We start from the raw sequence: 26,846 nt of genomic DNA on the forward strand, positions 1-26,846 counted from the left end.
TCAGAAAAAGCCTCGCCTCGTGCGGGGCTTTTTTATGCCTGTCGTTTCGGTTGATCCGACCGTGGCGTATGCAGTCGCCTCGGCTCCTGTGGCCTCTTTAAGAAATTTGATCCATTTGTCTTTTTTTCAGGCGCGTTGGCAGTACGTCGTCTATGGTGACTTTCTCGATTCACCAAATAACAAAGGCTTGCGCAATGAAACTTGAAATTGCTCGAGGAGTATTCCTAGCCGGCTCGCTCGGCGTCGCATCATTGTGTGCGGCGGCATGGAGCGAACCGGATGCCAGAGTTGTTGCGCAAAGCGACCAGAGCAGCCACTGTGCGGTGCCGCGTATTGCTCGCGCAGAGATACAGAACACCCAACCTGATCAGGATTTGCTGCTGTTCATGTACGGGCTGTCGCAGAGCCTTGTAGGGCGCAGTTGAGTCGATTCCGCCTTTAGATTTCCCGTTTGGCGTTGACTGACACTATCGACGGTTAATCTGCCGTCGCCGCGTTACCGGCACGCTCAGGGCTTGCCAGCACCGTATAGACGGCTGGTAGCACGAATAGCGTGAACAAGGTGCCCACGGTCATGCCCGTGGCGATCACCATTCCTATATCGAAGCGACTCACCGCACCGGCACCGCTGGCCAGGATCAGCGGAACCATGCCGAATACTGTCGCGGCAGTGGTCATCAGGACCGGTCGCAAACGTATCGCTGCGGCTTCCTCCACAGCCGCTCGGCGGTTTAGCCCCTGTTCACGACGCAGCTGATTGGCGAACTCGACAATCATGATCCCGTGTTTACTGATCAATCCGATCAGCGTCACAAGTCCGACCTGGGTATAGATGTTCATGCTCGACAGGCCGAGAAACAGGGGAACCAGCGCTCCACAGATGGACAGTGGCACCGTAACAAGGATGACCAGCGGATCACGGAAGCTCTCGAATTGCGCCGCCAGGACCAGAAAGATAATGGCCAAGGCGAGTGCAAAGGTCATATACAGGGCGTTGCCTTCCTGGATGTACTGGCGCGAGGCTCCGGCGTAATCGAAGGTGAACCCCTGCGGCGCCTCTTCGCGAGCGATGCTGCGCAACGTATCGATGGCCTCACCCATACTGACGATGGGGAAGCCCTGGATGGTTGCGGCATTGAGCTGCTGAAACTGGCTGAGCTGAGTGGGGCGGGCGCGGTCGCTGACAGTGATGAGTGTGGACAAGGGCAGCATCTCGCCCTGATCGTTCTTCACGTAATAGTTGCTCAGCCAGCCTGGGTTGTCTCGGTAGGCCTGTTCGACCTGCGCGATCACCTTGTAACTGCGGCCTTCGATGGTGAAGCGGTTAATCTCGCTTTCGCCAAGCAGTGTCGCCAGCGTCATGCCGAGGTCTTCCATCGTCACGCCCATCTGGGCGGCCTTTTCGCGGTCGATATCGACGACGATCTCCGGCTTGTCGAATGCCAGGTCCACGTCGAGAAAGGCGAACTTGCCCGAGGCCTGGGCCTTCTCCCGGATGCGCTCGGTCACTTGCAGCAGCGACTCGTAATCGGACGCCGTATTGATCACGAACTGGAACGGCAGGCCTTCGCCGGTACCGGGCAGGGAAGGCAGGTTGAAGCCGAAGACCTGCAAGCCGGGGATCTTGTCGATTTGCGCCTGAACCTCGGGCAGCACCTCCATCTGCGTCCGCTCTCGCTCGTCCCAAGGTGTCATCAGGAAGCCCCCGATGCCGCTTTGGACGCCGTTGAAGCCGTTGATCTGAAACCAGGAGTAGTACTCGGGAAACGTTTTGAAGATGGTCAGGAACTGATCGGTGTAGGCGTTGAGGTAGTCGAGGTTGGCCGTCTGCGGCGCGCTGGCCATCATGAAGATGATGGCCTGGTCCTCTTCGGGCGCCAGCTCGCTTTCAGTAAAAGTGAGCAGGGCGGGAATCAGACCGAGGACGATCAGCGCAAACACTAACACCACCGGCCGGGTGTCCAAGGTGCCGTGCAGCGCCCGTTGATAGCGAACTTTCAACCGCTCAAAGATCAGATCCAACCGATGGGCCAGCCCAGTCGGGTTCTCTTCATGACGCAGCAGGCGAGAGCACATCATCGGCGAAAGCGTCAGCGCCACCACGCCGGAGATCAGTACCGCTCCAGCCAGCGTCAGCGCGAACTCCTGAAACAGCGCCCCCGTCACGCCTTGAAGAAAACCAATGGGTGCATAGACCGCAGCCAGGGTGATGGTCATGGTGACGACCGGCATGGCGATCTCCCGCGCGCCGTCGATCGCCGCCTGAAACGGGGTCTTGCCGTCTTCGATGTGCCGATGGATGTTCTCCACCACCACGATGGCATCGTCGACCACCAGGCCGATCGCTAGCACCATGGCCAGCAACGTCAACAGATTGATTGAGTAGCCCATGGTCTGCATGAAGAACATCACACCGATCATCGACAACGGAATGGTGACCACCGGGATCAGCACCGAGCGCAGCGAGCCGAGGAACAGGAACACTACGACGATCACAATCACCACGGCCTCGGCGAGGGTTTTTACCACTTCGTCGATGGACGCCTGGATGAAGCGGGTGGCGTCGTAGGCGATGGTGACCTTTAGGCCGGGTGGTAGCTGCGACTCGATTTCCGGCATGACGGCGCGTACTTCGCTGATCACATCCAGCGGGTTGGCGCTCGGGGTGCCCTTGACGCCGATATAGACCGACGGAATGCCGTCGAACGAGCTGATAGCGTTATAGCTTTCAGCACCCATCTCGACCCGCGCCACATCTCCGAGCAGCACGCGGCTGTCGCCCTGGGTCTTCAGCGGAATGGCGGCGAAGGCCTCCGGAGTCTTCAGTTCGGTATCGGCGTTGATACTGGTGACAACGTACTGTCCCTTCACCTCGCCGGCCGCCGAGAGGAAGTTGTACTTGCGCACGGCCTCGTTCACGTCCCCCGCCGAGAGTCCGTAGGCGGCGAGCTTCACCGGGTCCAGCCAGAGGCGCATGGCGAATACCTGATTGCCGAGGATCTCTGCCTCGGCCATGCCGGGGAGGGTGGCCAGCTTCGGCTGGATGACGCGCGACAGGTAGTCGGTAATCTGCGGGTTGCTCAGTTGTTCGCTGTAGAAACTGATGTACATGAGCGCCGTGGAATCAGCGGCTTGCTTGTTCAGCACTGGGTCTTCGGCGTTCTGCGGCAACTGGTTCTTCACCGAATTGGCCTGGCTGAGCAGCTCCGTGTAAAGCCGGTCGGTATCGGCACCGATGCGCGCGTAAACCGAGATGATCGATACGTTCTGCTGGCTGACCGAGGTCATGTAGTCCACGCCTTCGGCGCTGGCCAGACTCTGCTGCAGCGGTTGGGTAATGTAGCCCTGGATGGTTTCCGCGTTGGCGCCCGGATAGGCGGTGGTAACCGTGATCAGCGCACTTTCCATCTGCGGATACTGGCGAATCACAAGGCTATTGAAAGCCTGTAGGCCAAGCAGCACGATCAGCAGGCTGATCACGCTGGCCAGCACGGGACGGCGTATGAACGGGTCGGTAAAAGCCATGGCGATCTATGTCCCTGTAGTCAGTGCCTCAGTCAGCGGTCGTTCGACGCGCTGTCTGGCTCGAGCTCGAGCGTGCGCTGGTCGGCGATGGCGACATGAGCGCCGTTGTCCAGCTTGAGCTGACCGGCGATAACAACCTGTTCACCAGGCTCCAGACCTTCGAGGATCACAACGCGGCCGTTACGGCGTTCGCCGGTCGTGACGAAACGGCGCTCCACGACCAGGTAGGGCTCGTCGCGCTCGGGAGTCTCGGTGGCGTCTTCAGCTCCTTCCTCGGGTCTAGGCGCTTCACCGGCCTTCACGACGAGAACCGAATTGCCGTAAAGGGTGTAGGTGAGGGCCGTTTCCGGTACCACGACCTGTGGCACCTCGCTGGGCAGCAGCACCTGCAGATCGGCGAACATTCCTGGCAGCAGGCGTTCGTCGGGGTTATCCAGCTCCGCACGCACCTGCACGTTACGGGTGGTGACTTCCACCTTGGGATTCAGCGCGACGATTCGTGCCTCGAACTGCTCGCCGGGAAACGCGGCGACCTGGATGCGCACGGCTTGCCCAATGGCGAGCAATGGCACCTGCTGTTCGGCCAGGTAGAAATCGACGAACAGCGTCGAAAGGTCCTGCAGGGTGGCAATCGGCGTGCCCGCGGCAACGAAGTCACCGACGTCTACCTGACGAATCCCAATGGTCCCGGAGAAGGGCGCAAGAATGCGCTTTTTCGCCAGGCTGGCCTTCAGCTGTGCGACCGTAGCGGCAGCTTTCTGCGATTGGGCGTTGAGCCGATCAAACTCGCTGCGTGATATGGCCTGTCCGTCGATCAGGCTGCGCGCACGCTGGAATTCCACCTTTGCCAGATGCAGGTCCGCTTCTGCGGCTGCCAGGCTCGCCTGCTCGATCTCGCTGTCGAGCAGGACGATGGGCTGACCCTGCCGCACTTTTTCCCCCGAGCGGAACTGCACATCGCTGATGGTGCCGGCGATCTCCACCGAAAGGTCGATGCCCTGCGATGCGCTAAGCGTGCCGATGGCCGGTAGACGGCTCTGCCAGGGCTGCTTGCTGGAGGTAACGACTTCGACATTGATCGGCGGCTTAGGCGCCTTGAATTGCTGAATCTGTGAGTAGATCGAGTTGAATTTGAGGGCGGCAAGGATCAATACCACGACGATCACCGCGCCAAGCATCAGCAGCATGCGGCGCAACATTTTCCGTATTCCTTGGAGTAATGAGCCGGCTGACCATGGCTATGAAGCGACGCAGCTCTATTGAACACGCGAGCCACGGGCAGGTGCAGCTATTCGCTGCCATGGCGCTTCAGCCCTGGAGCAGAAGGAGAATGGACGTTAGCCGTGAAGTGGGTGCAAGTAAAGCGGGATATCAGGCTTCGTCTGAGGGTAAGGGAAGGGACGCTAACGGCGCCCCTGGAGCCCTAGATGCCTGTCGACCAAATTCCACTTGGCCCCGGGTGGGCAGGGCCTTTCCGTTGAATTGGCAATCAGCCAGCCAGGCGGTGAGTGACTTCGCTGAGCTGAGCGGACAGCCCATGTAGATCCTGGCTGGCCTTCTCGGTGCGCTCAACATTGTTCTGATTGGCCGTGGCGATGGAGGTAATCTCAGTGAGGTTGCGTGAGATGTCCTCTGCGACGGATGTTTGCTCTTCTGCAGCGGTCGCAATCTGGCGGTTCATGTCGCGAATCGCTTCCACTTCCAACGTGATGCGCTGCAACATGCCGCCCGCTTCGGTGACCTGTTCGACGCCTTCATCGCTGCGGCTCTGGCCGCTTTCGATTGCCCGCACGGCATTCACCGCCCCCGTCTGTACGGTGTCGATGATTTGGTGAATTTCCGCTGTCGAGTCGGCGGTACGCTTGGCCAACGTACGCACCTCATCGGCTACCACGGCGAAGCCGCGGCCTGCATCGCCGGCACGGGCGGCTTCGATGGCTGCGTTCAGCGCGAGCAGGTTGGTCTGGTCGGCAATGCCGCGGATCACTTCCAGCACCTTGCCGATGCGACCGCTGTCGGCTTCCAGCCGACGGATCACGGTGGCGGTATTGCTGATCTCGCCACGCATGTGGGTGATCGTCTCGATCGTCGAGCGCATCATGGCCTCGCCTTGTTGCGCTGATTGGTCGGCAGCGTCTGCGGCGTGCGCAGCGTCGGCCGCATGGCGTGCGACCTCTTGCGCGGTGGCAGACATCTCGTGCATCGCTGTGGCGACCTGATCGGTTCGGGAAAACTGCTCGCGGGTGCCTTGGCCCATCAGGGCCGCAATCGCGTTGAGCTCCCCGCTGGCGGTGTCCAAATCTGATGTGCTGCGCTGCAAACGGGTGAAGGTATCGGCGAGGAAGTCGCGCAGCACGTTGGCGGCTACCGCCAGACGACCCAGTTCGTCAGCGCGGCTGGTGTCCACACGCTCTTTGAAGTTGCCCTTGCTGAGATTGGCAACATGATCGATCAGATGGCGGATCGGATTGATCAGGCTGCGATTGACCAGCCAGGCACTGAACAGGGCGATCAGCACGCCTGCGGCAAGCATGATCAGGGCCCCAGCGGTGATGGTCCGGTCTGCCGCTTCGCTGATGGTGTCCGAGCTGCCGAGGGCCGAATCACGTAGTTGTGCGACCAGTGCGCTAAGCTGCTCGCTGGTTTCCCGGTCGATGCCTTTGACAGCTGCGTCGCCTGCAGCCGGATCCGCGCCGGCAGCGATGAATGCATCGCGTCCCGCGCGATAGGCCGTGCCAAGCTTCAGGTGTTCGTCACGCAGGCTTTTGATCTGACCCGCCAATGCCGGGTCGCCCTGGCTTTGCTGTATCAGGGTGCCAAGCAGCGTCTGTACCTTGCGTTCCTGTTCCTCGAAACTCTGCCAGTATTTGGCCAGGTTTTCCGGAGACTTACCGCGCAGCAATACGTTCTTCCACTCCTGAACCTGCACTTTGAACTCGAGGTTGGATTGATCGATGAGGCGTGAGGCTTCGATCGGTCCTTTGAGAAGACGTTGATACGCCCCGATGTCATCGGAGAGAAACGAAAAGCTGGCCAGCGCGATGGCCAGCATCAACAACAAGCTTCCGCCTATCAGCGCGAGCAGCTGGGCACGCAGGGATTTTTTCAGGAACATCTGGGCGTTCTCGTATCGAAGAGGATGCGCTTGCGCTAGGGGCAAGTTTCCAACGTGCAGTCAGAAAGACTGTTCGCTTGCCGGCTTTTCGGCCGGTTTGTTCGATACTTGAAGGCTTTCAGACCAGTCGCAGATGATTATCCCAAAGCCCTGGGGGTAGCTGCAGCGGGGTACTGACGAACGCCTTGCCGGTGCAGTCTACGAGGCGGCAGCGGCCCTGTCCGGAGCTGACGACAAAACCTTGCTCGACTGCCCCGACGCCAGCACAGTCCGGTAGATGAATTTCCTCACGCAGCGCGGCTGTATCCAAGTCCCAGATGAACACCTTGTTGCCACGCGGCGCGGTCACGGCCAGCAGGCGAAGGCTGTCATTGATCGCCAGACTGGCGGTGTACTGGTTCATCGTCTGGCGTTGCGCTTCGCCCAGCGGGAACGCCTGGAACGCCTGACCGGGACGCTTGATCGCCAGCAGTGGCACCGGATCCATCGGGTCGCCTTCATACTGCTGGCCCGACACCACCGTGCCGTCCGCCGCTACCGCGAGGTGACGGACGCTATTCATCTGCTCGGGTAACTGTTCCTTGCTGATCAGCGTGCCATCGCGGTGCAACAGCACCAGGCTGGGCTCCATGGCGTGGAGATTCATCATTTCCCGGCTGTCGGCCTCGGTCCGGATCCCGCCGTTGGCGATCACCAGGGTTTCGCCATCGGGCATCCACAGTAGCTGGTGCGGCCCGATACCGTGGGTCGAACGCTCACCGCTCCGTATCAGTTGGCGGCCCTCGACGCGATAGACGCCAAGCACGCCGCGACCGGCTTCGGCGGTATCGTTTTCGGTGGTATAGAACCAGTCACCGCTGGAGTGGAACACTCCGTGGCCATAGAAATGGCGGTCAGGTGGTGACGCCAGTACCTGAAGCAACGTTCCGTCACGGCTGTCGATCAGATAGCTTTCACGGCTCGGTCGACGCCCGACGAACACCGCAAGCGGCAGATGCGGATGCGCATAGACATCGTGGCAGCGCTCCTTGACCGGCGTGGCGAATACCGGGCTGCCATCGAGCCGGTAGCCGACCGCATAGTGGCGGCCATCGGCATCGTTACGCGCCGAGAGAAGTAACGGTTGTTCGGTGTGATGGGTCCACGCCCAGCCGCCAACGGCTGACGCGGCCACCAGCGCGCTGCCCAGGCCGAGGAAAGCACGGCGTTTCATATCAGTCTCCGTCGTGGGCGTTGAAGCCGATCTGCACTCCGAGGGCGCGCGCCAGTTCGGTCTGGTGCAGACGGTGCAAAGCATCGATGTCCTGGTACAGCGCATCGAGACGTGCTCGACCGGCTTCGTCGGCAATCAACTCACTGAACGGCAGCATGATATCCACTAGGTGCTGGCGCGCCGTTTCGTAAGCGACATCGATGCGCTTGGTCAGATCAGCCTGTTCGGCCGGTACCAGCGCCTTGAGACCGTTCCCATCCGTGCCCAGCCAGAGTTGCTGAGCGCCTGCGAGCGCGGCATCGATGCTGGGCAGAGTGGCGTCGCTGCGCCAGGCTTCGGCCTGGAAGGGCTGCGGAAAGCCTTTGCTCTGGCGACCCAGCGGTGCGCCGAGTTTTTTCTTCAGGCCGTCCAGTGCAGTGACCTGGACTCGGAGCAGGTCGGCGATCGCTTCGGCTGATTCGGCGTAGCGCTCGTTGGGAAATTCGCTTAACTGGGCGGCCATGCCGTCTTTGGCCTTCCAGGTCTGCAGCATGTCGGCCGCGAGCTTCTGCTGATGCTCACCGATGGCTTGCAGCAAGGGGCAATAGCGCGCCTTGGTCGCGCTGTCGGTCAGATCGACGGCCTTGTCGTACAGCACATATTCATAGGCAGAAAGCCCTTGCAGTACGACGCTGCCGCTCTCCAGGTCCGCCTGCGTCAGTTGGGGCTTCCTTTTCAACAGCGAGCCGATCTGGCGACCAACCAGGTTCTTCTTGTCAGGCCAGAACTGTACTTGCCAGGCCCGGTTGCCCTCACCCATCGGCCCGATCAGCAAGGGCTGCAATCCGGCCCAGGCGAGCTGCGCCTGAAGAAACGCCTCGCGCGCATCGGCCAGCTCTTCGTTGTCTGCACAAAAGGCGATGCTGCTGGCTGCCATACGGCGGTTGGCTTCCGCCCAGTCGGCATAGGCCGGCAACAGCACTTCGTCGGTCAGTGCCTGGCTTGTCTGCGCGTATGGATCGGATGGCGCACAGGCACCTAATAGCAGGCCCAGTGCGGTGGCAGTGACGGCACGGAAGATTCGGTTGGGGTACATGTTGCTCCTCAGGGCTGGGCACGGGTGCGTCTGGTTCGGCATTAAAGAGACTCGAGAAAGGCCAGCAGGGCGCTGCGCTCATCGCTGTCGAAGCCGAGCACGGCCTGCTTGGCGCGCTCCGCTTCGCCGCCGTGCCAGAGTATGGCTTCGAGCGGATTGCGCGCGCGACCGTCATGCAGAAGCTGGGTATGGCCGCTGACAGCCTCGGTCATGCCGAGGCCCCAGAGCGGCGGGGTACGCCATTCACGCCCCGTGGCCTCGAATTCCGGACGGTGATCGGCCAGCCCTTCGCCCATGTCATGCAGCAGCAGGTCGGTATACGGGCGGATCACCTGGTTAGCGAGCTCCGGCTCGGCCGCCTCGCCAGTCGAGAATTTCGGGACGTGACAGCTTTGGCAACCCGCGCGGTGGAACAACGTCTTGCCCGCCAGGACCTGCGGGTCGTCCACGTTGCGTCGAGCCGGTACGCCCAGGTTGCGTGAATAAAACAGCACCAGCGACAGAATGTGGTCGCTGACTTCAGGTTCGCTGCCGTCGGGCATCGCCAGGCAATCAGTCTGTGCTTGCGTGCAGCTGCTCCCCGACAGCAGGCTGGTAGTCAGACCCATGTCGTTGAAGAATGCATCAGCGTTCTGTTGGTTCAGGTTCGGCTGCCCGGCTTTCCAGCCGAAGCGACCCAGGCTGGTCTCACGTGTGACCTGATCGAACACCCGGTTCGGGCGCCCGGAAATGCCATCACCGTTGCGGTCGTCCGGGTCGGCGTTGGCGAGTATCGCGGCTTCCGGGATCGCCTCCAGCAGGCCAAGGCCGACCATTGCGGGCGCCACGCGAACCGAGAACTGGGTGTCGGGATGCATCGGGCCGTAGCCCAGGTCAGTAATTGTCAGCTGCGGCGAACGCAGTTCGACTTGGAAGCCGTCGGCGAATCGTTCGGTGTGCGCACTGTAGCTGAGGCGAACCTTGCCCTCCGGCGCGACGCCGGGAATCGCCATGTCCTGCAGCTGGCCGCCATAGGTGGGCTCGGGCGCGATGCCTCGCTCATGGATAACCTCGGCGTGCTCCTTGCCTGCCGGAATCGACAGGCGCACCAGCATCGACACTGCATTGCCACGCTCGGCTTCCGCCGGACGACCACGACCGTCCTTGATGTGGCAGTTCTGACAGGCGTTGGTGTTGAGCAACGGTCCAAGGCCGTCGCGTGCCGTCGTCGAGGAGGGCGCGATGACCCAAGGGTTGCGAAAGAAGCTGTTGCCGACGCTGAAGTCCAGACGGCGAACCGGTGACAGGTTGGCGGATGGCATCGAGAAGGCGTTCTGGTCGGACTTGATGACCGTGGTGCTGCCACCCGATAGCGCCTCGCCTGGTTCTGCCTGTTCAAAGCGTGGCGGGTTTTCGTCGCAAGCCGTCAGGCCCAAAGCCAGCAGCAGCGAAACGACAGGGAAGAAAAACGGACGCATCGGTAGCCCAAGGCCTTTGAAAGGGCGCTAATGTTAGCAGGCTACGAGTGGTTGAATAAGAGCAATTTGCATTTGGCGAAAAGCCGATTGCCAGTCAAGCAGTAAAGCTGGCGTCAGAGGGCGCATCAGTGCCAGAGGGGCGGCGTTGCGCCACCCCTTAGGCCGGTGTATCAGAACTCGTGGTCAGCGGTGTCCGGGTTCAGGTCGCTGATGCCCAATGCGGCAGCTGCCTTCTCGATCGAACCGGTCTGCTGAACCAGCGCGGCGATCGCCGCGCGGACCTTTTCCTGGCCTTCGCTGTTATCTGGACCGATCAACTGATCGAAGGCCTCACCGTTCTCGGCGCTTTCGACCAGCACGCGCAGCTTGGCTTCGGTGGTTTCCAGGTCGGTCTTAACAGTGCTGTTGACCTCAGGCGCAGTGCCTTCGACCAGCGATGCCAGGCTTGGACCGGTCAGCTTGCTGCCATCGATGCGCTCGTACTCACCGAGGTAGACGTTACGAATGCCTTTGGCGTTGTAGTAGTGGGAGTTATGCGTGTTGTCGCTGAAGCAGTCGTGCTCGTCTTCTGGCGAGTTGGCTTCAAGTGCGACTTTCATGCGTTCGCCGGCCAGCTCGCCCAGCGACAGGCTACCCATACCGAAGAACATTTTGCGCAGGCCATTTTCGGCCGACTCTTTTTCGAGGCTGGCGCGGTAGTTGTCTGCGCCCGGCTTCCACTCGTTGACCATTTCTTCGAGGTCACTGACCAGCAGCTCGGTGGCGGCCTTCAGGTAGGCGCGACGGCGGTCGCAATTGCCGCCAGTGCAGCCTTCACCTTCGATGAAGTCGCTCACCGGACGTTCGCCAGCGCCAGCGTTGGTGCCGTTCAGGTCCTGACCCCAGAGAAGGAACTCGATGGCATGGTAGCCAGTGGCGACGTTGGCTTCGGATCCGGCCAGTTCGTTAAGGCTGGCAAGCTTCTCACCGGTGATCTCGCTGACGTCGATCTTGTCTTCGCCAATCTGCAGCTCTTTGTTGGCGATGATGTTGGCGGTGGCGCCAGGGTTGCCGAGGGCGTGCTGATAGTCACCTTTGACGTAGTCGATCATGCCTTCGTCCAGCGGCCAGGCGTTGAGCTGACCTTCCCAGTCGTCGACGACCGGGTTGCCGAAACGGAACACTTCGCTCTGCATATACGGAACGCGGGCCGCGATCCAGGCCGCTTTGGCCGCTTGCAGGGTTTCTTCGGTCGGATTGGCCAGGAGTGCGTCGACGGCATCCTGCAGTTTCAGAGCGGCACTGTGCGCGTCGCTGAAGACAGCATGTGCGATATCGGCGTAGTGCTTGACCACGGCCTGCGCGGCTTCGCTGTTCACGGTCTCTTGGGCAGCCGGTGCCGGTTCGCTCTGGGTTGTGGCGGCTTGCGGGGCAGCGGCCTGTTCGGCCGGTGCTTTGTCTTCGCCGCAACCAGCGAGTGAAATGGCGACAGCCAGAAGGCTGGCGGTAGCCCAGACGGGAGTGCGTAGCATGGCGGGTTCCTTTGCTTGCAGGGTGGTGTGAGTGAGCCGACAGCAGGGCTGCGACAAACGGATGCAGAACATAATGCGAAAGATTTGCATTTTGTGCAAAGAAAATGCGTGTAACAGGTCGCGTAACGCCTCAGCCGGTGCGGCTAGAATGCCACCTCCGAGTCTGGTCATCTTATGGAGTCGCCCTGATGAGCCTGAGTGCCGCCGTTGCATGGGTCCTGCTATTTCTCGCCGCGGCTTATGCCGTGGTTCTCTATAACGGTCTGGTGCGACTCAAACATGGAGTAAGCAAGGCCTGGTCGAACATTGATGTGCTGTTGCGCCAGCGTCATGATGAATTGCCCAAGCTGGTGGAAACCTGCAAGCAGTACATGCAGCACGAACGCAGCACCCTGGAACAGGTGATCAGGGCGCGCACTGCGGTCTCCGATGCGCGCGAGCAAGGCAACGTTGGTGCGCTTGGCCAGGCCGAAACCGGACTGCGCGCCGGACTCGGCCGCCTCTTTGCCTTGGCCGAGAGCTATCCAGAGCTGCGTGCCAACGAGAGCTTTCGTCATTTGCAGCAGCGCATCAGCGGGCTGGAAAGCGGTATCGCCGATCGCCGCGAGCTGTACAACGAGTCAGTCAATCTGAACAACGTACGCATCGAGCAGTTTCCCGATGTCTTGCTGGCTCGCGCGTTCGGATTCCGCGCCGCCCCTTTGCTGCAGTTCAGCGAGGCGGAAAAAGCCGATGTCGACCTGAAGCCGCTGTTCAGTTGAGCTGGGGATTCAGGTGCTGCTGATCGCTGCAGGCGTGGCGATGTGTCTGGTTGGCGGCTGGCTGTGGGTCAGTCGCTGGTCGAAACTGCGCCACTTGCTGGATACGCCGACTTCGAGGATTCGCTCGGCGGCGCAAGGTTATGTCGAGCTGGCCGGGGTGCTGCGCGACCTTCCCGATACGCCGCCATTAATAGCACCGCTGACGGCCACGCCCTGCCTCTGGTGGCGCTATCGTATCGAGGAGTACCGAACCGGCAGCAAGCGCGGCAGCTGGAACGTGTTGGAACAGGGCAGCAGCGATGGGCTGTTGCGGTTGTTTGATGCGACCGGAGACTGCCTGATCGATCCTCGAGGCGCTGAAGTACTCCCCGCACGACGTGATTGCTGGACCGGTGACCAGCGCCACCCTCGAGGTGCGCCGACCAGCGGTGTGCTGGCCTGGCTCACTGGCCACCGTCAGTACCGGTACACCGAGGAGCGATTGCACGCTGACGAGCCGTTGTATGCGATTGGCGAGTTTCGTACATCCGGTGGTGGCCGGCAGGGCCTTGACCTGCAGGCTGCCCAGGGCCAAGTGGTGCGCGAATGGAAAGAAGACTACGCCGGACTATTGCAGCGTTTTGACCATAATCGCGACGGCCAGCTCGATCAGGCGGAGTGGAGCCGTGTGCGCCTCGCCGCCAGCCTGGAAGCGCAACAACGCCATCGACTAGCCAGCGGCCGGCAAGCGCTGCACAAGCTGGCGCGCCCCGCTGAGGATTTGCCGTTCGTGCTGTCCAGTCATGGTGAGGAAGTGCTCGTTCGGCGCTATCGCGGGCAGGCGGCTGGCGGGGCGATGCTTTGTCTGCTTGGCGCGGCGTTGCTGGCAACCCGGGTGGTAGGTTGAGCCACGACGGCAGAGTCAGCCAGCCATGCACGTATCGCTTAGCGATGATTTTGATGGAGCGCGATGTCGACAACAGGGCCGTTATTTGCGCGCTGCTGTGCGCTCGCTGATTTCGCTTGGTACATCGCCTCATCAGCGCGCCTGAGCAGCGATGCTTCGTCAGTTCCGTGCTCTGGAAAGTGAGCCACGCCGATGCTCGGTTGAACCGCAAGGGCCAAGCCGGCGAGCTCTATCGGCGCCTGCATCGCTGCGAGAATGTGAGTGACTACAACTGCCGTATCGGCTGCTGTCGGGCTGCCTTCCAGCAACACGACGAATTCGTCGCCACCCATTCTCGCAACCGTGTCGGTTTCACGGGTGTGTTGGGTAAGCCGACGAGCGAAGGCTTGCAGCAGCAGGTCGCCCACGCTGTGCCCATAACCATCGTTGACCTGTTTGAACCCATTAAGATCCAGATACAGCAGTGATAACCGCTCGTCATTGCGCCGCGCGCGCGCCAGGGCGGTTTTTAGCCGGTCGAAGAGGAAGGCGCGGTTGGGTAGACCGGTAAGCTCATCGTATTGCGCCATCCGCTCGAGGCGAGCCTGCAGCTGTTTGCGTTCGATGGCGGTGGCGACCTGGTTGGCTATGAACTGCAGCAGGTCTATGTCTTGCTCGCAATAAGTCGCGTTCTGTGCCGTATCGTTGAGTAGTAGCGCGCCGATGCAGCCCTGACGGGTCGAGAGTGGCGCTGCTAACCAGCAGAAGCTCTCCGTGGCGGTCAATGCCTTGAGGGTGTCGCAGACGTTTTCGCTACTCGCTGTCAGCAGCAGCGCCTGCCCGGTCCGAGTGACTTCTGCGCACAGCACCGCAGCCGGATCGAGGGGAAGTCGTGCTGGCTCGCCATCGGTTCTGACGTAAGCAAATGTCGGCCGGCCCTGATCGGGCGCGTTCAAGGCGACGAAAAAGCTCGGCGTCGGGATAAGCCGGCTGGTGATCTGATGGACCTGTTCGAACAGCGAGGTCAGATCGGCGGCATTATGGGCCGCCTCGGATATTGCGTAGACCGCTTCTTGCAGCGATTCGGAACGCTTGCGTCGGGTAATGTCGCGCGCCACACCGACACGTAACTGATCATCTTCTGACCAGCGGGCCGACCACATGATATCTACCCGTTGTCCGTCTCTGCGGATATAACGGTTTTCGAAATGCAGGCTGGGTTGGCCTGACATCACCTGCTGCGCCGCCAGCAGGGTGCGCTCGCGGTCTTCGGGCGCCACCAATTCCATCATCTGACGACCGATCATTTCCTCCTGCGTATAGCCAAAAATGCTTTCGCATGCAGCGCTGACATAGACGAAGCAGCCATCGGCGTCGACCACGCAGACCGCATCAAGCATCAAATCCAGAACAGTTTCCAGCGAGGAGGGAGGCTCGGTTTTCATCGTACGTACCACTTGAGCACTGCGCGGTATGGGGACGGACCGGTCTTGGGTGCTTTGAGTGTAGGCGAGCGCCTCGGAAGCGGACAGCTGCTTTGACGGCTCTAAGTCATCTTCACCGGACGCTATGATCATCATCCACGCCTTTCAGCAATCCAGATGGTATGCCGGGTGCCGCGATTCCCGTGCGCGAACACTTGGATTTCTTCGGCGAGGAAACCCGACCTGGCAAGTCGTTGGGAGAAGGCCTGATCGGCACTGGCCGACCATACGGCAAGCAGACCTTTGGGGCGCAGCGCCCTGGCGCAAGCGTCGAGCCCGGCTGAGGAATACAACCAGCTGTTGCTCTTGCGGGTCAGCCCCTCGGGACCGTTGTCTACATCGAGCATGATGGCGTCATAACGCTGCGGCTCGCTCTTCAGAACCTCGGCGACATCGCTACGCAGCACGCGGGTTCTTGGATCGTTGATCGGCATGCCGGACTTCGCGCCCAACGGGCCACGGTTCCAGTTGATCACGCCGGGAACCAGCTCAGCGACGTGCACCTCGGCATCATCGCCGAGATGTCTGAGCGCCGAAGCGAGGGTGAAGCCCATGCCCAAGCCGCCAATCAGCACGCGTGGTTGCGGCCGCTGCGCGATCTTGCGGCAGGGTATCTCCGCCAGCGCGTCTTCCGAGCCGTGCGTGCGGGTGTTCATAAGCTGGTTACCGTTACCGCCCTGAATCTTGATAACGAAGTCGTCGCCATACTCGAACAGGCACAGGGCGCCGCCGCCATCCGGAATTTCGGCGGTGTCGATCAATACAAAACGCTTCATCGGTGACGCTCTTGGGTTGGCATTAGAGGGGCCGCGCTTGGTGCACGGCGCGGCGAGCAGCGTTTATAACTGCTCGGAGTTGAGCCTGTGCTCGAACCCCAGCGATTGCTCGAGCAAAGCGGTTAGTTCAGGCGCCGCTACGGGTTTGCTGTAGTAGTAACCCTGTCCTTCGTTGCAGCCTTCGTCGATCAGGTAGCGTTCCTGCTCGGCGGTCTCCACACCCTCGGCAATTACTAGCATGCCCAGGCTCTTGCCCAGCTGGATGATGGCTCGAACGATGGTCGTATCGCCTTCAACAGCCGCCATATCGCGAACGAAGCTCTTGTCGATTTTGATCTTGTCCAGCGGCAAACTTTTCAAATAGCTCAGCGATGAATAGCCGGTGCCGAAATCATCAATGGCGATCAACGCGCCGGAGCGGCGCAGGCAGTGCAGGTTATGGGTGGCGGCGGCGATGTCTTCCATCAGGCCGGTTTCCGTCACCTCGAGCTCTAGCGTCTCGGGCGGCAGCCTGTGACTGCTGAGCAGGTTGCTGATCATAGCCGGCAGCCCGGCGTGGTGCAGTTGAACTGTGGACAGGTTGACTGCCATGCGCAGATCACTGAAACCTTGTTGATGCCATTCGCTCAGTTGTTGGCAGGCCTGGTCGAGTACCCACTCGCCTATGGCGATAATGCTGCCGTTCTGTTCGGCGAGAGGGATGAATATATCGGGCGGAACCATCTTGCCGCTTGGGTGAGACCAGCGAAGCAAGGCTTCGACACCGGTGATGCGTTTGAGGCGGTAGTCGATCTGCGGCTGATAGACCAGATGAAACTCCCCCCGGGTAAGCGCCTCGGCCAGGTCATTCTGCAACTCCCGGCGCGTCCTCATTTCGCTGTCGATACTGGCTACGTAGAACTGATAGCGATTGCGTGAGCGGCTCTTGGCCAGCGTCATTGTCTGTTCAGCTTTCTGCAGCAGCTTTTCAGTGCTGCTACCGTCTTCGGGGTACAGCGTGATGCCGATGGTGGCGCGCAACCGTATGTGCTGATCGTCGAGGGTGACGGGCCGCTCCAGATCATCGAGCACCTTCTGCGCCAGCTCGGCGGCTTCGTAGGGTTGCTCGAAACCGACCAGCACCAGTACGAATTGGTCGCCGCCCAGCCGGGCGAGTGCTCCGACACGCCCACTCTGGCTGCGTAGACGATCGGCCAGCGCCACCAGCAGGCGATCGCCGTTCTGGTAGCTGAACTGTTCGTTCATGCCCTTGAAATCGTCCAGCCCGAGGCAGAGCACGGCCACGCGACGTTGCAGTCGGGCGGCTTCGCTCAGAATGTTGTCCAGCTGTTGTTGCAACTGCAGGCGGTTGGGCAGGTTGGTGAGCGAGTCGTATTGGGTCATGCGTTGCAGGTTGCTTTCGGCGGCGTGGCGCAACTGCATGTTGTGCTGAATAGAGGCGAGCAGACCGTTGGCCGTTTCGACCCAAAGACCCAGTTCATTGCGCTCATGCCCCTTAGGCATCGGCAATGAGTGTTCGCCGGGGCGGCCCGGGTTGATGCGCGACATGTGCTCGATGAGCTTGGTCAGCGGTCGTGTCAGCAGCCATTCATAGATCAGATACAGCAGTAAGCCCAGTACCAGTGCACGCAGGATGCCGACGACAAAGAGCACGGCCGAGCTGCTGAGAAACGCTTCGCCATAGGGGGCGGTATCGAGTGTGATACGCAGGTCGCCGTAGTACTCGTTATAAGGCGGGCGGCCGATCAGGGGGATCGAGAACTCCTGATCGCGACCTAGTATCGGGTCGGTCAACCAACGCGAGGAACGTGGCATGAGCGGGCGGGACTTGGCCGCCAGCGGCGCTTCCCCGGGGTGTCCAATCGAGGCTTTACGAATCGACTCGTGCTGGAACAGTCCTTCCATGACCTGCGCGCCCATTTCCCGGTCCAGGCTATAGATCGCCTGAGTGGACGGGTCGCGGGTCATACGCAGGATTCGTTGGGCTTCGGCATCGATCAGCTGGCGGGTCTTGTAGGCATCGAAGACGATCTGCGCGCAGCTCAGTACCAGGCCAACGGCAAGCGCAGACAGCAGAACGATGCGGAGCAGCTTCCTAGACAGACTGTTGCGCAATGCGGTCAATAGAACTTCCTTCTTCCGAGCCGGTGCCCAGCGCAAGTATTGGTTGTCGTGAGTGATGCGTCAAAGACGGCGAGTATGCGCGCGAGGCAAAACGTATCAGATTGTTGGATGTTCTGCCGGGCCCTTGATCGAATCCAGAGTGAACCGTAAAGAGACGCCTCAGGGCTATGCCATAGGCCCCAGCGAGCTGTGATCGCAGAGTTAGCCAACAGGATTCGCTTCCTTTACCTCGCAACCCTTGATGACCATCCGGATGATCGTTTCCGCGGCGGCTTCATAGTCAGCATCATCGAGTTCTGGCTTGCCGGTGACGGTAGAAATTTGCCAGTCGAAATCAGCGTAGGTCTGGGTCGCCGCCCAGATGCTGAACATCAGGTGATGAGGGTCGACGGTCGCCATCAGTCCCTTTTCAATCCAGCCCCGGATGCGAGCCACATTATGGCTGGCCTGAGCATTGAGCTGCGCGGCACGCTCGGCTGGTAGATGTGGCGCGCCATGCATGATCTCGCTGGCAAATACCTTAGAGGCACAAGCGTGTTCCCTGGAAATACGAATCTTGGTGCGGATGTAGGCGCGTAACACGTCAGCCGGTTCGCCCGGCTGATTGAACGGAGCAGACGCCTGCAGCAAGGGCTCGACGATGCTGTCCAGTACCTCGCGATAGAGGTTTTCCTTGCTTTTGAAATAGTAGTAGACGTTGGGCTTGGGCAGCCCGGCGCGGTCCGCGATGTCGCTGGTTTTGCTGGCGGCGAAGCCCTTCTCGGCGAATTCTTCGCTGGCAGCACGAAGGATCAGTTCTTTGTTGCGCTCGCGGATACTGGACATAGGGCCTGTTCATTTCATGACCACCCAGCCTGGTGGCCTGCCGCCGCATCCTAGCATCGGCTTCCGAACGGCCTCAAGGCAGGACGGCAACCTAGATGAGTGGAGCCTGAGCGCTGGAAGACGGCAAGCGTATGCCTTCCGCCGAGTCATGTCTGTGAGGGAGCAAGTTAAGAGCGCCAGCCTGCAGCTCTGAATCGAGCTGGTTCTGCGCTGTCCGCCAAACGGTCATCAAGCCTCGGTTGTTTCGACCGATAGAATGTTGGCGTCAAACATTATTTATGTATACACATTGCTATCAAGGTTGTGTACGTTAACAAAAAACAACAGAGGTAACGCACATGCCTTTCATGCAACGCAGTATTCAATGGCAATTGATCGTCAGCATGGGGGCGGCGTTGCTGACCAGCATCCTGATCGTCATTCTGGTTTATTCATCGGCGGTCAATCGCCTCGCCGAGCGCTACCTGGTCGGGCAAGCGCTGCCTGCCAATATCTCGGCAATCCGCAACGATATTGAGCGCACATTGGCGGCGCCGATTACCGCGACGGCCGGGATTGCCGGCAATACGCTGGTTCAGGACTGGCTGCGTGAAGGCGAGAGCGCTGACCAGGCGGACGCGATGGGCCGTTACCTTGAGGGGGTAAAGGCTCAGCAGAACGCGTTGACCACATCGATTGCCGTGCTCAACAGTGGCAACTACTACTCCGAAGCGGGACTCTCGCGGACGCTCAACCGCAGTGCTGCGGGTGATGGCTGGTTCTACGGCCTGGTCGACAGCGGCATCGAACGGCGCTTTGAAATCGACATCGACAAAGCCTCTCGCCAGCCGACCTTGTTCATCAACCAGCGCATCGAGGCAGACGGCAAGACCGTGGGGGTGGCTGGTCTTGGCTTCAGCCTCAAAAGCATGTCCGAGCTGGTCAGCAACTTCCGCTTCGGCGAGCGCGGTGAGGTGTACCTCATCGCTGCGGATGGCCGCGTCAAGGTTCACCCCAAAACCGAGAACAACGACCAAGTCGAGCTTAGCGCGCTGACAGGCAGCGATGCCGCGCAGAAGCTCCTCAATGGTGCACCCGACGCGGTGCGATTCGAGCGTGACGGCGAAGCCTTCCTGGCGATCGCTCAGCCTCTGGAAAGTCTGGGTTGGGTGCTGGTCAGTGAAGTGCCGGAAGCGGAAATCTTTGCCGAGGCGCGCCGCACAATGTGGACCATTAGCCTGATTGGCGCCTGCATCGCACTGGTTTTCCTTGGCCTGGTGGTGCTGCTGGCGCGCGGGCTGGTGAAGCCGATCCGCCAGGTCACCCAGGCGCTCGTTGAAATTGGTGGCGGCGGTGGCGACCTTACCCGTCGTCTGGACGAGAGCCGGGCCGACGAGCTGGGTGATTTGGCGCGTGGCTTCAACCGGTTCATCGGTAGTCTGCGCGAATTGATCGGCGATGTGCTGAACACCAGCCAGCAACTGCGTACCGCTGTCGGACAGGTGGCTCAGGTGGTCGACAACACCGCGACACGTGCCGGTCGTCAGCATGAGATGACCGATATGGTTGCCACCGCGGTGCATGAGATGGGCCTGACCGTGCAGGAGATCGCGCGCAACGCCAGCAATGCCGCACAGGCCTCACAAGGTGCACGCAGCGAGGCGATGGACGCGCGCAAAGTCGTCAGCGACTCGATCGCTCATGTCGAGAAGATGTCAGGCGAGATTGGCCGTGCGGCTGAGTCGGTTACTGACCTGGCGCAGCAGGTCGCGTCCATCGACAAGGTGCTGGCGGTGATCCGGAGCATCTCCGAACAGACCAACCTGCTGGCCCTCAACGCGGCCATCGAGGCGGCTCGTGCCGGCGAGATGGGGCGTGGTTTCGCGGTGGTTGCCGATGAAGTACGAACGCTTGCCAGCCGGACCCAGACGTCGACGGATGAAATTCAGCAAATGATCCAGGGGCTCAAGAGTGGTGCCGAGAATGCAGTCAATTCGATGCATGCGGGGCAGGCTGCGACCGGTGCTGGGGTGCAAGCCAGCCAGCGCACGGGGCTTTCCCTCGGTGCCATCACCGAACAGGTCGAGGCGATCAGTGACATGAACACCCAAGTGGCGGCAGCGACCGAAGAGCAGAGCAGCGTTACTGAGGAGATCACCCATAACGTGCAAGGCATTGCCGATCTGGCACAGGCGACTGCCAGCGATGTGCAGGGTTGTCGTGAAGATTGTCAGCAGTTGAGCCGTCTGGCGGATGATCTCAGTCGGCAGATGGGTAGCTTCAAGCTCTGATGGCCCTGCGCGTCCCTCTTGATGAGTGGCTGCGCGCTGACGGTTCGCTATCACCGGTAGCCATGTAGCAATAAAAAAGCAGCCATCTGGCTGCTTTTTTTGTAGCTGGCTGCGGTTAAAAGTGAGCCTTTACCAGCAAGCTGGCGGTGTTCTGGTTGGTGCCCCCGACCAGGTCGCTCACAAACCCACCGTCTTCTATGCCGTACTTGTCAGACCAGTAGTCGTATTCAATACCGACGTAGAGTTTGCCCGGCTCGCCGTCCAGCGCCTTGCCCAGGTCGTACTTGATCTGAGGGTTGATATGCAGGTTTTTCGACATGAAGTCTCCGCTGCGCTCCGAGCCGGCATCGTTGACTACCCAGTCGATGAAACCATCGAACAGAATGTCCGATTTGCCGACCGGGAAGGTCATGGCCCAGGTCGGCGTGACCTGCCACTGGCCCGAGGCGCGGCGGGTGGTGCCGTCGGGTTTGCGGTAGTAGACGTTGATGGCCAGTCGATCGAAGCCGGGCACGTCGAGATCGACAGCTGGGCCGAGCAGGTAGGTCTGATTGGGACGGCCGGCGCTGCTTTCGCCGCGCTCGTAGGTGGCTGCCAGCAGCACGTCCTTGACCGGGCCGAAGCTCATGTCCTGACCGCTCAGTTTGCCGAACGACAGGCGCGGGCTGAATTCCCCGTAGTAGGTGTGGCCTTCTTCGCCGGATAAGCCGTTGTACCACTTGTTATCGACAAACAGGAACATGTCGCCCCAGCTCCAGCCGCTGGCGTGTTCGAAGGTCACGGTCTGCTGGATCTCGCCAGCGTCGACTTTGAAATCCTTGCCGTAGAGATAGCTGAGGCTGTTGTTCTGCCACTGCAGCATGCCATCGGCGAAGGCCGGGGCGGACAGCAGGCAGCCGGCCAGCGCCAGCGACAGGGGAGTGCGCTTGAAAGTCATGGAGATACCCTTTGGTTTTGTTGTTGTGATGAATGCGGGTGCAGCGCCCGGCTCGTCTGGCCGGGCGCGGGGTCGATCAGCCGGTAGGTGTCAGCTGAGCCGAAGGGTCCGAGGTGGTGGCTTTCGGATGGACTTTGGAGTAATCGGGGATATTCACGGCCAAAGTGTTAGTGCCGACCGAGTCCTCGATCAGATTGTCCGGATCGTAATCATCCATTTCTTCCGGCTCGCGCGGGAGGAAGAAGTTGAGCAGGATGGCGCTGAAGGCACCGATGGTGATCGGTGAACCGAAGATGTTCTTCAGGACATCGGGCAGGTTTGTCAGCACCTCCGGAACGGCGGCGACGCCCAGCCCCAGGCCCAGCGAGATCGCCACGATAAGCATGTTGCGACGGTTGAGGCCCGCTTCGGCCAGGATCTTGATCCCGGCGATGGCCACGGTGCCGAACATGATTAGCGTGGCGCCGCCGAGCACCGGCTTGGGCATCAGTTGCAACACGCCGCCGACTACCGGGAACAGCGCCAGCAGGATCAGGATGCCGGCGATGTAGAGACCCACGTGGCGACTGGCGACGCCGGTCAGCTGGATCACGCCATTGTTCTGGCTGAAGGTGGTCATCGGCAGGCTGTTGAATGTGGCCGCCAGCAGTGAGCTGCAGCCATCGCCAAGAATGCCGCCCTTGATCCGCTTCATGTACAGAGGACCCTTGACCGGCTGGCGCGAGATCATCGAGTTGGCAGTCAGGTCGCCAGCGGTTTCCAGCGGTGTGATCAGAAAGATCACCGCGATCGGGATGAAGGCCATCCAGTCGAAGGCGAAGCCGAACTTGAATGGCTGCGGCACGCTGACGGCCGGCAAGGCGGCGAGGCTGGAAAAATCCACCATGCCCATCATCCAGGCGGCCACGTAGCCGACCACCAGCGCGACGATCACGGCTGACAAGCGCAGCAGCGGAATGCCGAAGCGGTTGAGTACGATGATGGTGCCCAGCACCAGTCCGGCCAATGCCAGATTCTGCAAGGCGCCCGGGTTTTCAGCGCCGTAACCGCCAGCGATGTCGGTCATCGAGACCTTGATCAGCGACAGGCCCATCAGACTGATGATGGTGCCGGTGACCACGGGCGTGATGATTCGGCGCAGCTTGTCGATGCATCGACTGACAGCGATTTCCACGAAGGCCGCGCAGAAGCTCACGCCGAACAGCGTGGCCAGAATGTCTTCCGGCGTTCCGCCGCGGTTCTTGACGATGAAGCCCGCCGCGAGAATCACGCTGAGAAAGCCGAAGCTGGTGCCCTGCAGGCAGAGCATGCCGGCGCCGATTGGGCCAATGCGCTTGGCCTGGATGAAGGTGCCGATACCGGAGACGAACAGCGCCATGCTGACGAGGTAGGGCACATAATCGCCCAGGCCTAGCACGCTGCCGATGATCAGGGTGGGGGTGATGACCCCGACGAAGCTGGCGAGTACGTGCTGTATCGCCGCGAATGTAGCGGGGATCGGGCCCGGGCGATCTTCGAGTTGATAGATCAGGTCCTGGTTGGGAGCGTCACCGCTCCTGGATTCGGTTGCGGTCATGAGTCAAGCCTGCCATTCGTTATTGTTCGGTCATGGGCTTTCGAGGCTGCACGGACCTCGCTACCTGATCGTCGAAAAGCTGTTCGATCGGTCAGGTTGGACTCGACTATAACAACCTGTGAACAGCTGTTGAAACAAGAAATTTGAAAATTGTGCACAATTATGGCGGGCGAGCCTCGATAGCCCGCCAGGCATGGCGCTGCAACGGTTACCGGTCAGCGGTTGGCTTGCAATTCGCGGGAGACGTTCTCAGCCAGGCCGGCGCCGGCTTCGCTCATGGTCAGGTAGGTGCGATCTGCGCCGGCCTCCTCAATCTGCTGGGCAATGTCTTCGTACATCGCATGGGAGACGATCAGCCCTTCGAACCCTTTGCCGCGCAGTTTGCGCGTGGAGATGATCTTGGCTTCGGCATCGTTCATCGCCAGGATCACCGCCTCGACCTTGTTCATCTCCAGGCTTTCCCAGAACATCTGGTCTTCGGCGTCAGCGAACAGTACGTGGCGGCCTTTCTCGCTGCTCTTTTCTACGGTTACCGGGTCCGAATCGAGGCTGATCAATCGCCAGCCCTGATTCTGCAGGTGATCGTAGGCGGCACGTCCGGTGCGGCCCATACCCATGATCAGGATCTGCGCGTCACCCAGCGACACCGGCTGCTCGTCAGGGTGGCGTGTGTTGCGCTCCAGAGGGATCAGGCGTCTGGCAAAGCGGTCGTAGAGCGGGTGGGAGATACGGTTGAGCTGAGCTGAAATGACGAACGACAGGGCCACGGTGATGGCCAGCGGGGTGAGCCATTGCGGGAGCACCACACTGGCAACGATCAGGCCGAATTCGCTGTAGTTGGTCAGGCTCGAGGCGCTGAGAAAGGCACTGCGCGCGCGCAGGCGAAACAGCAGGAACAGGAAGAAGAACAGTGCGCCTTTCAACGGCAGTAGCAACGCCGCCGCGCCGGCAAAGAGCATGGCCTCCATGCCCGGCAGTCCACCAATGCCAATCTGCAGGAAAAAGCCGACCAGAAAGACTTCCTTGATCGCCCACAGTGAATTGGAAAGCTCGGTGGCGCGCTTGTGCTTGGCCAGCATTGCACCAAAGGCCAGTGCGCCCAGTTCCGAACTGAGGCCCACATATTCGAAGCCGAGACCGCCCGCGACCAGCGCCAGCATCAGCCCCAGCAGCACCATCAGCTCTTCGTGGCCACTGTGATCGAGCAGGCGGAATAGCAACGGGCGCAGTAGCGGAAGGCCGAACACCAGCAGCGCCCAGGCTGACGGGACCTTGCCACTGGCGATGCTCATCACCACCAGGGCGATCAGGTCCTGAATGATCAGTACGCCAATGGCGACTCGGCCATGAAAGGCGCGCAACTCGCGTTTGCCTTCCAATACCTTGGCCGCCAGCACGGTGCTGGAGAACGACAATGCGACCGCCAGCAGCACACTCTCGCGCCAGCTGGTGTCGAGAAACAGGAGAATCGCCGGTAATACCACCAGGCTGGAAATGCCGAAGTGGAGCAGGCTGCCGCCGATGACTTCGCGGCGAACCAGGTTGCTCAGCTTGAGCTTGAGGCCTACGGTGAACAGCAGTAGCAGCACACCCAGATGCGCAAGGTGTTCGAGAATCACGCTGTCGGTCGGACCGACCCCGACGTGTTCACCAAAGGCGGCCAACGCAAAGCCGGCGCCCAGATAGCCGATCAGGGGTGGCAACCCGATCGAACGTGCCGCGAGGCCGAGGATGAATGCGAAGGCGATCCAGGTTGCTTCGATCATGGGTCAGACCTTCTCGTTCGTGCGGGCAGGGATAGGACGGCGGGGCATTTTAACGGTGGTGCGATGCTTGTCGAGTGTCGGGCGCCTGGAGAATAAAGCAAGGCAGAAAAAATCAGGCCCGCACATGGCGGGCCTGGGGGCTGACACGGAACGAATTTGTCAGTGATGCGCAGCGCCTGTGAGCGCCTGGCGTTCGGCTCCACCCAGTACGTTGAACAGCAGGTTGAGCGTTACTGCGCTTAGGGTGGCTACGGCGATGCCGCTGTGGGTGATGGGCTCCATCCAGTGCGGCAACTGCGCGAAGAACTCAGGACGCACCACCGGGACCATGCCCAGACCGATGCTTACCGCGACCAGCAGTTGATTACGCCGGTCGCCAATATCGGCCTCCTGCAGGATCTTGATGCCGGTCGCTGCCACCATGCCGAACATGGCGATGCCCGCGCCGCCCAATACCGCTGCGGGAATCGAGGCAACCATGAACGCGGCCTTCGGCAGCAGACTCAGGCTGATGAGAAATAGCCCGGCAATGGCTGTGACGTAACGACTGCGCACGCCGGTCATCTGAACCAGGCCTATATTCTGCGCGAACGAAGAGTGGGTGAAGGTGTTCATGAATCCAGCCAGGAAGGTCGCGCCGGCGTCACACAGCAGGCCGCGGCGCAGTTGCTTTGGGTCGACGTCCTGGCCGGTGATCTTGCCCAGCGCGAGAAACATGCCGGCTGATTCGACAAAGATGATCACCACCACGAGGCACATCGACAGGATCGGTGCGAGCAGGAACTGCGGCGCACCGAAGTGGTTTGGCGTGACGACCTGGAAGGCCGGCGCGGCACTGATGCCGGACAAGTCCACCATGCCCAGGCTGCCAGCCAGCACATAGCCCAGCGCCATGCCAACCAACACCGACACGTTGACCCAAAAGCCACGCATGAATTGGTTGATCAGCAAGATCACCGCCAGTACGGCTGCCGCCACGCCAAGGTAGGGCAGGGCACCGAACTGGCCAGTACCGCTGCCGCCGCCCGCCCAATTGACCGCGACCGGAAACAGCGAAAGCCCGATCGCAGTGATCACGGTGCCGGTCACCAGCGGAGGAAACAGCCGCACGATCTTGCACACGAAAGGCGCAATCAACAGGCCGAAGAAACCGGCAGCGATGGTCGCGCCGAAAATCCCGGTCATGCCCACGCCGGGCATGCCTGCCATCACCACCATGCTGCTGACCGCGGCGAAGCTGGCGCCCATCATCACCGGCATGCGGATGCCCACCGGCCCGATGCCCATCGACTGCACAACCGTGGCGATACCCGCCACCAGCAGATCGGCGTTGATCAGGAAGGCGATTTCCTCGCGTGACAGCCCTGCGGCCTGACCCACGATCAGCGGGACGGCCACTGCACCGCCATACATCAGCAGCACGTGCTGAAAGCTCACCAGCAGCATTTGCAGCAAGGGCAGTCGCTTCTCCGCTGGGGCGGTTTCCCGCTCGGTCACATCGTTCATGCAATACACCTCGGACGCTTTTGTTATTGGATGGTCGCGGTGACCCCGCTGAACGTGCGG

19 protein-coding genes and 1 pseudogene are annotated in these 26,846 nt (G+C 60.8%); 5 read left to right on the forward strand and 15 right to left on the reverse strand.

All coding sequences use genetic code 11. The features are described 5' to 3' along the window. Positions 1 to 194 precede the first annotated feature (194 nt). Positions 195 to 425, forward strand: a complete 231-nt coding sequence (locus tag ACIGHL_RS21175) for a hypothetical protein (protein WP_081262947.1) — start codon at positions 195 to 197, stop codon at positions 423 to 425. A gap of 52 nt (positions 426 to 477) precedes the next feature. Here ACIGHL_RS21175 and ACIGHL_RS21180 read toward each other — a convergent pair whose 3' ends face one another. The 7 genes from ACIGHL_RS21180 to ACIGHL_RS21210 form a co-directional block, all read right to left on the reverse strand. Beyond that, on the reverse strand, positions 478 to 3,525 hold the full coding sequence (locus ACIGHL_RS21180; RefSeq protein WP_216707202.1) for a multidrug efflux RND transporter permease subunit: 3,048 nt from the start codon (positions 3,523 to 3,525) through the stop codon (positions 478 to 480). Between the two features lie 32 nt (positions 3,526 to 3,557). Further along, complete coding sequence (locus tag ACIGHL_RS21185) at positions 3,558 to 4,724, reverse strand: efflux RND transporter periplasmic adaptor subunit (protein WP_128121854.1); 1,167 nt, start codon at positions 4,722 to 4,724, stop codon at positions 3,558 to 3,560. A 290-nt stretch (positions 4,725 to 5,014) separates the two neighbouring features. Then, positions 5,015 to 6,640 carry a methyl-accepting chemotaxis protein gene (locus tag ACIGHL_RS21190; RefSeq protein ID WP_128121855.1) on the reverse strand — a complete coding sequence of 542 codons (1,626 nt, stop codon included), beginning with the start codon at positions 6,638 to 6,640 and terminating at the stop codon, positions 5,015 to 5,017. Positions 6,641 to 6,758: 118 nt separating this feature from the next. Next, positions 6,759 to 7,853: a DUF1513 domain-containing protein gene (locus ACIGHL_RS21195; protein ID WP_128121856.1), complete on the reverse strand. Its 1,095-nt coding sequence runs from the start codon at positions 7,851 to 7,853 to the stop codon at positions 6,759 to 6,761. Position 7,854: 1 nt separating this feature from the next. Then, complete coding sequence (locus ACIGHL_RS21200; protein ID WP_128121857.1) at positions 7,855 to 8,928, reverse strand: imelysin family protein; 1,074 nt, start codon at positions 8,926 to 8,928, stop codon at positions 7,855 to 7,857. A gap of 41 nt (positions 8,929 to 8,969) precedes the next feature. Beyond that, on the reverse strand, positions 8,970 to 10,385 hold the full coding sequence (locus ACIGHL_RS21205) for a di-heme oxidoreductase family protein (protein ID WP_128121858.1): 1,416 nt from the start codon (positions 10,383 to 10,385) through the stop codon (positions 8,970 to 8,972). Positions 10,386 to 10,555: 170 nt separating this feature from the next. Then, positions 10,556 to 11,896 carry an imelysin family protein gene (locus ACIGHL_RS21210; RefSeq protein WP_128121859.1) on the reverse strand — a complete coding sequence of 447 codons (1,341 nt, stop codon included), beginning with the start codon at positions 11,894 to 11,896 and terminating at the stop codon, positions 10,556 to 10,558. 188 nt (positions 11,897 to 12,084) lie between these two features. On the opposite strand from ACIGHL_RS21210, the gene ACIGHL_RS21215 reads away from it, so the two are divergent. Beyond that, positions 12,085 to 12,657 (forward strand): LemA family protein, encoded by a 573-nt coding sequence (locus ACIGHL_RS21215; protein ID WP_045425019.1) that lies wholly within the window; start codon positions 12,085 to 12,087, stop codon positions 12,655 to 12,657. 40 nt (positions 12,658 to 12,697) lie between these two features. Next, complete coding sequence (locus ACIGHL_RS21220) at positions 12,698 to 13,543, forward strand: GIDE domain-containing protein (protein ID WP_128121877.1); 846 nt, start codon at positions 12,698 to 12,700, stop codon at positions 13,541 to 13,543. Between the two features lie 38 nt (positions 13,544 to 13,581). On the opposite strand, the gene ACIGHL_RS21225 is transcribed toward ACIGHL_RS21220, so the two are convergent. From ACIGHL_RS21225 to ACIGHL_RS21240, 4 genes are all read right to left on the reverse strand, one after another. Further along, entirely contained in the window at positions 13,582 to 14,967 is a 1,386-nt protein-coding gene (locus tag ACIGHL_RS21225; RefSeq protein WP_128121860.1) for a sensor domain-containing protein, read from the reverse strand. A 131-nt stretch (positions 14,968 to 15,098) separates the two neighbouring features. Next, complete coding sequence (locus ACIGHL_RS21230; protein ID WP_128121861.1) at positions 15,099 to 15,782, reverse strand: spermidine synthase; 684 nt, start codon at positions 15,780 to 15,782, stop codon at positions 15,099 to 15,101. Between the two features lie 63 nt (positions 15,783 to 15,845). Beyond that, a complete protein-coding gene (locus ACIGHL_RS21235) occupies positions 15,846 to 17,906 on the reverse strand; it encodes a putative bifunctional diguanylate cyclase/phosphodiesterase (protein WP_128121862.1) in 2,061 nt (686 codons plus the stop codon). Between the two features lie 201 nt (positions 17,907 to 18,107). Further along, positions 18,108 to 18,731, reverse strand: coding sequence for a TetR/AcrR family transcriptional regulator (locus ACIGHL_RS21240; RefSeq protein ID WP_128121863.1), 624 nt, complete (start codon positions 18,729 to 18,731; stop codon positions 18,108 to 18,110). Positions 18,732 to 19,114: 383 nt separating this feature from the next. On the opposite strand from ACIGHL_RS21240, the pseudogene ACIGHL_RS21245 reads away from it, so the two are divergent. Continuing rightward, positions 19,115 to 20,146, forward strand: a pseudogene (locus tag ACIGHL_RS21245) (HAMP domain-containing protein); the annotation flags it as partial. A gap of 126 nt (positions 20,147 to 20,272) precedes the next feature. Beyond that, entirely contained in the window at positions 20,273 to 21,001 is a 729-nt protein-coding gene (locus tag ACIGHL_RS21250) for a methyl-accepting chemotaxis protein (RefSeq protein WP_500137059.1), read from the forward strand. A 115-nt stretch (positions 21,002 to 21,116) separates the two neighbouring features. Here ACIGHL_RS21250 and ACIGHL_RS21255 read toward each other — a convergent pair whose 3' ends face one another. The 4 genes from ACIGHL_RS21255 to ACIGHL_RS21270 all read right to left on the reverse strand — a co-directional run bounded on the left by ACIGHL_RS21255 (position 21,117) and on the right by ACIGHL_RS21270 (position 26,786). Next, entirely contained in the window at positions 21,117 to 21,938 is an 822-nt protein-coding gene (locus tag ACIGHL_RS21255) for an outer membrane protein OmpK (protein ID WP_046162563.1), read from the reverse strand. Positions 21,939 to 22,014: 76 nt separating this feature from the next. Next, positions 22,015 to 23,514, reverse strand: coding sequence for a nucleobase:cation symporter-2 family protein (locus ACIGHL_RS21260; RefSeq protein WP_127839912.1), 1,500 nt, complete (start codon positions 23,512 to 23,514; stop codon positions 22,015 to 22,017). Between the two features lie 215 nt (positions 23,515 to 23,729). Next, positions 23,730 to 25,280, reverse strand: a complete 1,551-nt coding sequence (locus ACIGHL_RS21265; RefSeq protein ID WP_216707203.1) for a cation:proton antiporter domain-containing protein — start codon at positions 25,278 to 25,280, stop codon at positions 23,730 to 23,732. Positions 25,281 to 25,439: 159 nt separating this feature from the next. Next, positions 25,440 to 26,786, reverse strand: coding sequence for a nucleobase:cation symporter-2 family protein (locus ACIGHL_RS21270; protein WP_128121865.1), 1,347 nt, complete (start codon positions 26,784 to 26,786; stop codon positions 25,440 to 25,442). Between the last annotated feature and the right edge of the window lie 60 nt (positions 26,787 to 26,846).

Source organism: Pseudomonas sp. NPDC077451 (genome assembly GCF_044543345.1).
Classification (GTDB): Bacteria; Pseudomonadota; Gammaproteobacteria; order Pseudomonadales; family Pseudomonadaceae; genus Stutzerimonas.